Origin of the sequence: Bacillus sp. BS1807G30, from assembly GCF_040047675.1 — a bacterium.
GTDB classification, from domain to species: Bacteria; Bacillota; Bacilli; order Bacillales; family Bacillaceae; genus Bacillus; species Bacillus altitudinis.
Genome location: NZ_CP157353.1, coordinates 1 through 11,373, shown reverse-complemented (window position 1 = coordinate 11,373; position 11,373 = coordinate 1). Strand labels below are relative to the sequence as shown.

The following is an 11,373-nucleotide window of genomic DNA, read 5'->3' as shown; positions in this document are numbered from 1 at the left end:
AACTTTGCATTGCATTCAATGTGAATGTATTACTTATTGTTATCTAGTTTTCAAAGAACACGTTGGTGGAGCCTAGCGGGATCGAACCGCTGACCTCCTGCGTGCAAGGCAGGCGCTCTCCCAGCTGAGCTAAGGCCCCGATTTAATAGAAGATGGTGGGCCTGAGTGGACTCGAACCACCGACCTCACGCTTATCAGGCGTGCGCTCTAACCAGCTGAGCTACAGGCCCATCTTTCATATCGAAGATATGATGTTGTAGGATCTTTTGCAAGTTCCTTCAAAACTAAACAAGACGAAAAACGTACGCTGCTCCATATATCCTTAGAAAGGAGGTGATCCAGCCGCACCTTCCGATACGGCTACCTTGTTACGACTTCACCCCAATCATCTGCCCCACCTTCGGCGGCTGGCTCCATAAAGGTTACCTCACCGACTTCGGGTGTTGCAAACTCTCGTGGTGTGACGGGCGGTGTGTACAAGGCCCGGGAACGTATTCACCGCGGCATGCTGATCCGCGATTACTAGCGATTCCAGCTTCACGCAGTCGAGTTGCAGACTGCGATCCGAACTGAGAACAGATTTGTGGGATTGGCTAAACCTTGCGGTCTCGCAGCCCTTTGTTCTGTCCATTGTAGCACGTGTGTAGCCCAGGTCATAAGGGGCATGATGATTTGACGTCATCCCCACCTTCCTCCGGTTTGTCACCGGCAGTCACCTTAGAGTGCCCAACTGAATGCTGGCAACTAAGATCAAGGGTTGCGCTCGTTGCGGGACTTAACCCAACATCTCACGACACGAGCTGACGACAACCATGCACCACCTGTCACTCTGTCCCCGAAGGGAAAGCCCTATCTCTAGGGTTGTCAGAGGATGTCAAGACCTGGTAAGGTTCTTCGCGTTGCTTCGAATTAAACCACATGCTCCACCGCTTGTGCGGGCCCCCGTCAATTCCTTTGAGTTTCAGTCTTGCGACCGTACTCCCCAGGCGGAGTGCTTAATGCGTTAGCTGCAGCACTAAGGGGCGGAAACCCCCTAACACTTAGCACTCATCGTTTACGGCGTGGACTACCAGGGTATCTAATCCTGTTCGCTCCCCACGCTTTCGCTCCTCAGCGTCAGTTACAGACCAGAGAGTCGCCTTCGCCACTGGTGTTCCTCCACATCTCTACGCATTTCACCGCTACACGTGGAATTCCACTCTCCTCTTCTGCACTCAAGTTTCCCAGTTTCCAATGACCCTCCCCGGTTGAGCCGGGGGCTTTCACATCAGACTTAAGAAACCGCCTGCGAGCCCTTTACGCCCAATAATTCCGGACAACGCTTGCCACCTACGTATTACCGCGGCTGCTGGCACGTAGTTAGCCGTGGCTTTCTGGTTAGGTACCGTCAAGGTGCAAGCAGTTACTCTTGCACTTGTTCTTCCCTAACAACAGAGCTTTACGATCCGAAAACCTTCATCACTCACGCGGCGTTGCTCCGTCAGACTTTCGTCCATTGCGGAAGATTCCCTACTGCTGCCTCCCGTAGGAGTCTGGGCCGTGTCTCAGTCCCAGTGTGGCCGATCACCCTCTCAGGTCGGCTACGCATCGTCGCCTTGGTGAGCCGTTACCTCACCAACTAGCTAATGCGCCGCGGGTCCATCTGTAAGTGACAGCCGAAACCGTCTTTCATCCTTGAACCATGCGGTTCAAGGAACTATCCGGTATTAGCTCCGGTTTCCCGGAGTTATCCCAGTCTTACAGGCAGGTTACCCACGTGTTACTCACCCGTCCGCCGCTAACATCCGGGAGCAAGCTCCCTTCTGTCCGCTCGACTTGCATGTATTAGGCACGCCGCCAGCGTTCGTCCTGAGCCAGGATCAAACTCTCCGAAAAAGTTCAAAACCGAAGTTTTGTTTTTCGCCAGTTTGACTGACTACCTATGAAATATCATAGGATTTTTTATAAAAACTCGAATTAACAGGTACGTTTTGTCTTGTTTAGTTTTCAAAGAACTTGTTTGTCACTCTCTCAAAGCGACCACTTAAATATATCATATATCTCTATCAACAGTCAACATTTTTCTTGAAAAACATTTTATTTTTTTAAGAAGTTTTGTTGTAAAAGAGATAAAAAATAGAGCCTCTTTTTGCTCCTTTGAAAGATTAACACATATCTATGAAAAAAGCATTATTAATTTCAAAAAAAATCATGTTTTTTCATAAAAAAATAAAGCCGGTGAAAAACCGGCTTTATTTTTACTCTGATTGCTCTTGATCTGACTCTACGTTTTCTTCACTATTCTCTTCATCGTCTTCCGGTGATTGTTCTACTAATGCCACTGTAGCGACATGTTCATCATCACCTAGACGGATCAGGCGGACACCTTGAGTGACTCGGCCAGTTGTGGAGATATCTGAAACAGCCATACGGATGATGACACCACTGCCTGTAATAATCATCAAGTCTTCTTCAGCTTCAGCGTTAGTCGCCTTCACCGCAACAAGCGGACCGTTATTGTCAGTGATCTTGCACGTTTTCAGACCTTTACCACCACGGCTTTGGACACGATATTCTTTTTCAGGCGTTAATTTACCATAACCTTTTTCAGTTACGATCAATACGTTTGCATCTGGCTCAAGGATTTCCATTCCAACGACGATGTCATCCTCAGAAAGTGTAATCCCTTTAACTCCAGCTGCTGTACGTCCCATTTCACGAACATCTGTCTCGTCGAAACGAATGAGCATTCCTTTTTTCGTTCCGATGATGATTTGTTTTTCACCGTTGGTTAAACGAACAGCCATCAGTTCATCTTCATCACGCAGGCTGAGTGCAATCAAACCGTTGTTACGGATGTTTGCAAATTGAGACAATGACGTTCGTTTCGATACACCGTGTCTTGTTGTAAAGAAGAGATACGAATCTTTATCAAATTCGCTGACTGGAATAATGGCGTTTATCCACTCTCCCTTTTCTACTTCAAGAAGGTTAATAATCGGAATCCCTTTCGCTGTTCGTCCGAATTCAGGGATCTCATAGCCCTTCGCTCGATAGACCTTCCCTTTATTAGAGAAGAAGAGAATCGTATCGTGCGTCGATGTTGAAATCAGCTGTTCAACGAAATCATCTTCGTTGGTTCCCATTCCTTGTACACCTTTACCGCCTCTTTTTTGACTGCGGTATGTTGATGCAGGCAGGCGCTTAATATAACCATTATGAGTCAGTGTGATCACAATATTTTCAACAGGAATCAAATCTTCGTCTTCGATTGTTTCTATACCCGCTGTCACAATTTCTGTGCGACGCGTATCATTAAAGCGTTCTTTGATTTCTGTTAATTCTTCTCTAATGATTTCTAGAACTTTCTCATTGTCTGCTAGAATGGCTTTCAATTCAGCAATCAAGTCAACAAGCCCTTTGTATTCATCTTCTATTTTCTCTCTTTCTAAACCAGTCAAACGCTGGAGTCGCATATCGAGAATGGCCTGTGCTTGTTTTTCAGACAAGCTATAGTTTTCCATCAAACCATTTCTTGCAATTTCAGCAGTTTGAGAGCCTCTAATTAAGGCAATGACCTCATCTAAGTGATCAAGCGCAATTCTTAAGCCTTCTAAAATATGAGCTCTTGCTTCTGCTTTACGCAATTCATACGCCGTTCTTCGACGAATGATCACTTTCTGATGCTCAAGGTAATATTCGAGACATTGTTTGAGAGACAACACTTTCGGCTGTCCATCCACAAGTGCAAGCAAGTTAATACCGAAGGACGTTTGAAGTGTCGTTTGTTTATAAAGATTGTTTAATAGAACATGGACGTTTGCGTCTCTTCGCAGTTCAATGACAATTCTCATTCCATTACGGTCAGATTCATCACGAAGATCTGTAATGCCATCAATCTTTTTATCACGAACAAGATCAGCGATTTTTTCGATCAAACGAGCTTTATTAACCTGATAAGGAATCTCGTTGATGACAATGCGCTGCTTACCACTAGATGTTTCTTCGATGTTTGACTTTGCACGTAATGTAATAGAGCCGCGTCCTGTTTCATACGCTTTACGAATACCGCTTCGGCCAATGATTTGTCCTGCAGTTGGAAAGTCTGGACCTGGAATGATGTCCATTAGTTCCTGTGTCGTCATTTCAGGATTTTGACTAATTGCCAATACCCCATCAATCACTTCACCTAGTTGGTGTGGCGGGATATTCGTTGCCATCCCTACAGCGATTCCTGTTGCCCCGTTCACTAATAAGTTCGGGAACCTAGCAGGCATAACGACTGGCTCTCTTTCACTGCCATCATAGTTATCTTGATAATCAATGGTGTCCTTTGTGATATCACGCAGGATCTCCATCGAAATTTTAGAAAGACGTGCCTCGGTATAACGCATGGCTGCTGCGCCGTCTCCATCGACAGAACCAAAGTTCCCGTGTCCTTCAACCAGCATATTACGATAGTTGAAATCTTGCGCCATCCGAACCATCGCTTCATATACAGCGCTATCACCGTGAGGGTGGTACTTACCGATAACTTCCCCAACGATACGTGCAGATTTCTTAAATGGTTTATCACTTGTCATACCTAGGTCATTCATCGCATACAAAATTCTTCGATGCACGGGCTTCAATCCGTCTCGCACATCTGGTAATGCACGCGAAACAATAACACTCATTGCATAATCTAAAAAGGACGTACGCATTTCATGGCTAATATTTACTTCGCGTACATTTGGTGTATGTTGTTCACTCACTATAAGAACCTCCCTTTACGTATCACATGAAATAAATTATGTGGGAGTAAAATATGTATTTATCTTCACAAGACTATTCTCCATTATATCAATAATCTTGCCTTTATACACATTTATTTACTAGAAAATCGACGAAACGCAGAAAACCAGGACATTCGTTTCACGCCCCTGTTTCTTGAAAAACAACCTTATTCCAAACAAGAAATAAGGTTGCTCTCAAGGGGGGATACCTATCTAAATATCAAGATTTTTTACGTATTGTGCATTTTCTTCGATAAAGTTACGTCTCGGCTCTACTTTATCTCCCATTAGCATTTCAAAAGTCTCATCAGCATCGATTGCATCCTCAAGTGTAACTTGAAGAAGTGTTCTCGCATCAGGATCCATTGTTGTTTCCCAAAGCTGAGTAGCATTCATTTCTCCAAGACCTTTATAACGCTGAAGTCCAGGTTTTGGTGTTTGAGGCAGTGTTTTTAACAGTTCATCTAGCTGTTTATCGTTATACACGTATTCAACACGCTTTCCTTGCTGCACTTTATATAAAGGCGGCTGTGCAATATACACATAACCGTTTTCAATGATTTCACGCATGTAGCGATAGAAGAATGTTAGGAGTAGCGTCCGAATATGCGCTCCATCAACATCAGCATCAGTCATAATCACAATTTTGTGATAACGTGCTTTCTCTAAAGTGAAGTCTTCTCCGATTCCAGTCCCTAGCGCTGTAATCATTGAACGAACCTCGTTGTTAGATAAAATTTTATCTAGTCGTGCTTTTTCAACGTTTAGGATCTTCCCTCTTAACGGTAAGATCGCTTGGAAATGTCGATCACGACCTTGCTTAGCAGATCCGCCCGCAGAATCTCCCTCTACGATATAAAGCTCAGAGATGGAAGGATCTTTAGAAGAACAGTCTGCCAGTTTCCCAGGCAAGCTAGAGACTTCCAGTGCACTTTTACGTCTTGTCAGCTCACGTGCCTTTTTGGCAGCCATTCTTGCACGAGCTGCCATCACACCTTTCTCCACAATTTTCTTTGCAGCATCAGGGTTCTCTAAGAGGAATTTCTCAAGTGCTTCGGAGAAAAGGGAGTCGGTAATGGTTCTTGCTTCTGAGTTACCGAGCTTTGTCTTCGTTTGTCCTTCGAATTGAGGGTCTGGATGTTTGATAGAGATAATGGCTGTTAAGCCTTCTCGTACATCTTCACCGCTCAAATTCGAGTCTCCATCTTTGAATACGCCATTTTTACGAGCATAATCATTGATGACACGCGTCAGACCGGTTTTAAAGCCAGCTTCGTGTGTTCCGCCTTCATATGTGTTGATGTTGTTGGCGAAAGAATAAATATTGCTTGTATAGGAATCGTTGTATTGCAGTGCCACTTCAACGGTGATTCCGTCTTTTTCACCCTCGATGTAAACTGGTTCTTCATGAACGACTTCCTTCGAGCGATTCAAATGTTCTACATAGCTCTTAATACCGCCTTCATAGCAGTATTCGTTTCTTCGCTCTTTGCCTTCACGTAAGTCTTCAATGATGATGTTGACGCCTTTTGTTAAGAAAGCTAACTCACGTACACGGTTAGCAAGTGTGTCGTAATCAAATTCAATGGTTTCAGTGAAAATTTCTGGATCTGGCACAAAATGAGTCGTTGTCCCTGTTACATCTGTTTCACCAATGACCTCTAAATCTCCAACTGGAACGCCGCGTTTGAATTGCTGGTAATGAATTTTTCCATCACGGTATACGGTCACGTCTAAGGTCGTAGATAACGCATTAACAACAGATGCCCCTACACCATGCAGACCGCCAGATACTTTATAACCGCTGCCGTCAAATTTACCACCAGCGTGAAGAACCGTCATAATCACTTCTACAGCAGGACGTCCCATTTTTTCGTGAATCCCAACAGGAATTCCGCGGCCGTTATCTTTCACTGTGATGCTATTATCTTTTTCAATTTGCACTGTAATGTCTGTACAATAACCAGCTAAAGCCTCATCAATACTGTTGTCGACAATTTCCCATACAAGATGGTGAAGCCCTTTTGCACTGGTTGACCCAATGTACATTCCTGGACGTTTTCTAACCGCTTCTAGTCCTTCGAGCACCTGTATCTGATTTTCATCATAACTATTATGTTGCTGTTCCATTGCCACGTACATTCACCTACACTTTTCTTAAACGATATATTTATATGAATTGAGCTTTTAGACTTCAATTTCAATCACAAATGAAGCACGTTTTTTGAGCGTGCTTGAGGAAAGAGGAGAGTAATACACGGATTCAGTTGTGACGACGATGGATTTGGGTGTCCCATGTGACAACGAAATGATTTGTTCTTCTTGTTTTTGAAGAAATTCCTCTACAACAGAAGATGACCTCATTTTGTAATCAACAATTGCGACAATCTCTCGTGTAGAAACAACACAATCATCACCTAAATGAATATACAAGACTCACACCTCATTTATCAGTCAATTACTTTTCCACTGGCTACTCTGAAAATTTCCGCTTCTTTCAGGGTGGCGTGATCGATGCCTTCAACACTCGTAGTGGTGACAAAGGTCTGTACACGTCCCTGAATGGTATGGAGCAAATGAGACTGTCTGTAATCATCAAGTTCAGATAAAACATCATCGAGTAGAAGAATTGGGTATTCACCGATTTCTTCATGAATCAGATCAATTTCTGCCAGCTTTAGTGAAAGAGCTGTTGTTCTTTGCTGCCCTTGAGAGCCATATGTCTGAACATCCCGACCATTCACAAAGAAAAGAAGATCATCTCTGTGAGGCCCCCATAGCGTCACCCCTCGGTCTATTTCTCTGTCTCTTAGTTTCTGAAACGATTCTTCATAGCTATTCTTTATTTTCGACAAGTCTGACGCTTCTGATACCTCTATTGCCGTCTGGTATTGGAGCGTGAGCGTTTCCAGCTCTCTTGAAATCCCAAAATGCAGAGGCTGCGCCCATTTTTCGAGCTGTTTCGTAAAAGTAAGTCTTCTTTTGACGACCTTCGCTGCCGCATCAATCAACTGCTCTGTTAAAATCTCCAGCATCGCTTGATCCGTTTGCTTTCTTGTTTGCAATTGTTTCAAGTAATGATTTCGCTGAGTGAGGATTTTTTGATAGAGCGATAAATCATGCAAGTAGACAGCAGACACTTGTCCAATCTCCATGTCGAGGAATCTTCTGCGGATTTGCGGGCTACCTTTCACAAGACTGAGATCCTCTGGTGCAAACATGATGGTGTTCAAGGCACCAACATAATGACTGAGTTTCTGTTGTTCAATGTGATTGACCTTGCCCTTTTTTCCTTTTTTTGAGATCACGAGCTGCATGGGGAGTGGACCATTTTTTTTGATGACTCTACCTTCTATTTTAGCATAGTCTTCGTCCCATCGGATAAGTTCTTTATCATTTGACGTACGATGAGACTTTGCCATCGACAATACATAGATCGCTTCCATCAGGTTCGTTTTACCTTGGGCGTTCTCACCGATCATTACATTCACCTTATTGTCGAATTGAAGCTCGGTGTGTTCATAGTTTCGGTATGAAGTTAACGCCAGACTTTGAATGTACATGTATTGTCACCCGTTTCTAATTCACAACTTGAAATGTGCCGTGACCTTCTATCTCGACAACATCTCCTGGGTATAATTTGCGTCCCCGTCTATTATCTGGCTCTTGATTAATGAACACCTCATGTTCACTTAAAAACCACTTCGCCATTCCACCAGATTGAATGACTTCGGCTAATTTCAAAAACTGCCCTAATGTAATCATTTCTGTTTCAATCGTTATCAGATTAGGCATTGTATCGACCTCTTTCAATATCACTAATATCTAATTGTACTAAAAAACAAGACCAGAAGGAAAGGGGGAAAGCGAACTGGGATGAAAGAAAGCAGAGGAAATGAGGAAAAAAGCTGCTGTGCGCTCACACAGCAGCCATTTTAGACCAAATTAATACGTTCTAACTGGAAGAATCAATTGCAAAATGGAATCATCATTTGGCGTGCGCAATAGGAATGGTCTCATTGCGCCAGTGAAACTGACATGAATCTCTGTTCCCTCTAATACTTTTAAAGCATCAAGCATATATTTCGGACTGAAAGAGATTTTGAGATCCTCCCCTTTAATGTCATCTGCTTGCACCGTTTCAACTACTTTACCGATTTCAGGCGAATTAGAAGAGATTTCAAGGCTTTGCGCAGGATCAGCAGAAAGCTTCACAACGTTGTTACGACCTTCTCTTGCTAAAAGTGACGCGCGATCAATCGCTTGAAGGAATTCTTTCGTATTCACCACTACATCCGTTTTACTTTCTTGCGGAATGAGGCGAGCTGTATCTGGGTAATTACCATCCAGCAATCTTGAGAAGAACAGCACGTTCTGTGCTTTAAAGAGAACCTGTGTCTCCGTAATGACGATGCTCACAAGATCTTGTCCATCATCAAGAATTTTACTTAGCTCTGTTAAACTCTTTCCAGGAATGACCACATTGTACGAGCTTTCCTCGTTAATATCCAACTTCGCTTTTCTTAAAGCAAGGCGATGGCTATCCGTTGCTGTGCATATTAATTCACCTTTTTCAACCTTCCAGTTTACACCTGTCAAGATAGGTCGTGTTTCTGAGGTGGACACTGCGAAAACCGTTTGACGGATAAGGTTTTTAAGCAAATCTGTTGGAATTTGAAAAGCATGATGCTCTTCAATTTGTGGCAGATGCGGATATTCTTCAGCATCTAAGCCGTTTAAATTAAATTCTGCTGAACCAGAGCGGATGATGGTTAGATGATTTTGTTCTACCTCAATTTCGACAGTAGACATAGGCAGTTTCTTAACGATTTCGCTAAAGAAGCGGGCTTGCAGCACAATACTTCCTGGTCGATCAATTGTAATGACTTCTAAATCTCCATCTCTTTGAGGAATAAAAGATTCGATTGAGATATCAGAATCGCTCCCTGTGAGAGAAACCCCTTCGTCAGATGCAACAATTTTAATCCCTGTCAAAATAGGAATCGTTGTTCTAGAGGATACGGCCTTTAATACATCTTGGACACTTTCAACAAGACGATCTTTTTGAATCGTGAATTTCATAGTGGTCCTCCTAATTTTTCTTAATGACATGTATATATATTTATTTAATAAAAATCGTAGAAGTACTAGTAGGGCTTGTGAATATGTGGATAAGTCAGTAGAAAGAAAGGAAAGACAGCCTATCCACATGTGGACAGACTGTGTATGACTATGCTCTAGTTATTCACATTTTCCCGTACTTATCTTATCAGCTTGATTATTTTAGTTGTTCTTTGATCTCTTTGACATGCTGCTGAAGCTGTTCATCTTCAACGATTAATTTTGAAATTTTCTCATGAGCATGAATGACGGTCGTATGATCTCGTCCACCAAATTCTTCTCCGATTTTAGGTAGAGAGGAATCTGTCATTTCTCTAGAGAGATACATCGCAATTTGTCTTGGATAAGCAACTGATTTCGTACGTTTCTTCGCTTTGAAATCTTCTAATCGAATATTAAATTGCTGCCCTACAATTCTTTGAATATCTTTAATTGTAATCACCTTAGGTTTTGATGAAGGAATGATGTCCTTTAGGGCTTCAGCTGCTAGATCAGCATTGATGTCTTTATTAATTAAAGAAGAGTAAGCAACGACACGAATCAAAGCACCTTCCAGTTCCCGAATGTTGCTGTCGATTTGATTGGCAATATAAAGCATGACTTCATTCGGAATGTCTAAACCTTCTGCTTTTGCTTTTTTACGTAAGATCGCAATACGCGTTTCTAGATCTGGCGGGGTAATGTCTGTAATTAAGCCCCATTCGAATCGAGAGCGTAATCTGTCTTCAAGTGTCGGAATTTCCTTTGGCGGCCGGTCACTAGAAATGACGATTTGCTTACTTTCTTCGTGAAGTGTGTTGAATGTATGGAAAAACTCTTCTTGTGTTTGTTCTTTTCCTGCTAAAAATTGAATATCATCTATCAAAAGCACATCTACATTCCGATAGCGATTACGGAAATCGACTGCTTTGTTGTCCCGGATTGAGTTGATAAATTCATTTGTAAATTTTTCAGATGATAGATAGACCACTTTGGCTGATGGATTATGGTCGATGACGTAATGACCGATCGCATGCATTAAGTGAGTCTTTCCTAAACCAACGCCCCCATAAATAAAAAGCGGGTTATATGCTTTTGCTGGTGCTTCTGCGACTGCAAGTGAAGCGGCATGAGCAAAACGGTTGCCTGAACCAATAACAAAAGTATCAAATGTATATTTTGGATTCAGCATATTTTGTGGAATTTCAACGGGTTCTTCTTTCGACATTTTTTTGATTGGAGATTTTGGCATGGCTTCCTCTTCGTCCTGATTTTGAGGAATGATAAATTTGATGCTGAGCTCTTCGCCTGTCAGTTCATAGATGGTATCTGCAATTAAGTGAAGGTATCTTGACTCGAGCCAGTCTCTTGCAAATTCATTAGGTGCAGTAATAGTCAGCGTATCTCCTTGAAGAGAATGGGCTTTAGTGGACTTCATCCATGTTTCAAAACTAGGTTTGCTCAATTTTGTCTCTATTTTTTGAAGTGCTTTATTCCACAGATCCAAAATATTTTCCAT

General features: G+C 42.6%; 7 protein-coding genes, 2 tRNA genes and 1 rRNA gene. All 10 read right to left on the bottom strand.

Features of this window, described 5'->3' with window-relative positions; genetic code table 11:
- Window positions 1–63: 63 nt before the first annotated feature.
- Window positions 64–139 (bottom strand) — tRNA-Ala (locus tag ABG082_RS00050).
- A gap of 14 nt (window positions 140–153) precedes the next feature.
- Window positions 154–230: transfer RNA gene (locus ABG082_RS00045), tRNA-Ile, on the bottom strand.
- Between the two features lie 96 nt (window positions 231–326).
- Window positions 327–1,875 (bottom strand): 16S ribosomal RNA (locus ABG082_RS00040).
- Between the two features lie 362 nt (window positions 1,876–2,237).
- On the bottom strand, window positions 2,238–4,733 hold the full coding sequence (gene gyrA / locus ABG082_RS00035; protein WP_348936418.1) for a DNA gyrase subunit A: 2,496 nt from the start codon (window positions 4,731–4,733) through the stop codon (window positions 2,238–2,240).
- Between the two features lie 234 nt (window positions 4,734–4,967).
- The gene (gene gyrB, locus ABG082_RS00030; RefSeq protein WP_029575421.1) at window positions 4,968–6,884 is read right to left on the bottom strand and encodes a DNA topoisomerase (ATP-hydrolyzing) subunit B; all 1,917 of its coding nucleotides are present in this window, start codon (window positions 6,882–6,884) and stop codon (window positions 4,968–4,970) included.
- A 57-nt stretch (window positions 6,885–6,941) separates the two neighbouring features.
- Entirely contained in the window at window positions 6,942–7,187 is a 246-nt protein-coding gene (locus ABG082_RS00025; RefSeq protein ID WP_008347601.1) for an extracellular matrix/biofilm biosynthesis regulator RemA family protein, read from the bottom strand.
- Window positions 7,188–7,204: 17 nt separating this feature from the next.
- Window positions 7,205–8,317: a DNA replication/repair protein RecF gene (gene recF, locus ABG082_RS00020; RefSeq protein ID WP_007497487.1), complete on the bottom strand. Its 1,113-nt coding sequence runs from the start codon at window positions 8,315–8,317 to the stop codon at window positions 7,205–7,207.
- A 16-nt stretch (window positions 8,318–8,333) separates the two neighbouring features.
- Window positions 8,334–8,549 (bottom strand): S4 domain-containing protein YaaA, encoded by a 216-nt coding sequence (yaaA, locus tag ABG082_RS00015; protein ID WP_008347598.1) that lies wholly within the window; start codon window positions 8,547–8,549, stop codon window positions 8,334–8,336.
- Window positions 8,550–8,699: 150 nt separating this feature from the next.
- On the bottom strand, window positions 8,700–9,836 hold the full coding sequence (gene dnaN / locus ABG082_RS00010) for a DNA polymerase III subunit beta (protein WP_008347596.1): 1,137 nt from the start codon (window positions 9,834–9,836) through the stop codon (window positions 8,700–8,702).
- Between the two features lie 196 nt (window positions 9,837–10,032).
- The gene (gene dnaA / locus ABG082_RS00005) at window positions 10,033–11,373 is read right to left on the bottom strand and encodes a chromosomal replication initiator protein DnaA (protein ID WP_008347594.1); all 1,341 of its coding nucleotides are present in this window, start codon (window positions 11,371–11,373) and stop codon (window positions 10,033–10,035) included.

Coding starts and splice junctions, on each gene's coding strand:
- gyrB (WP_029575421.1), bottom strand. CDS start 6,884: ATGGAACAGCAACATAATAGTTATGATGAAAATCAGATACAGGTGCTC.
- recF (WP_007497487.1), bottom strand. CDS start 8,317: ATGTACATTCAAAGTCTGGCGTTAACTTCATACCGAAACTATGAACAC.
- yaaA (WP_008347598.1), bottom strand. CDS start 8,549: ATGCCTAATCTGATAACGATTGAAACAGAAATGATTACATTAGGGCAG.
- dnaN (WP_008347596.1), bottom strand. CDS start 9,836: ATGAAATTCACGATTCAAAAAGATCGTCTTGTTGAAAGTGTCCAAGAT.
- dnaA (WP_008347594.1), bottom strand. CDS start 11,373: ATGGAAAATATTTTGGATCTGTGGAATAAAGCACTTCAAAAAATAGAG.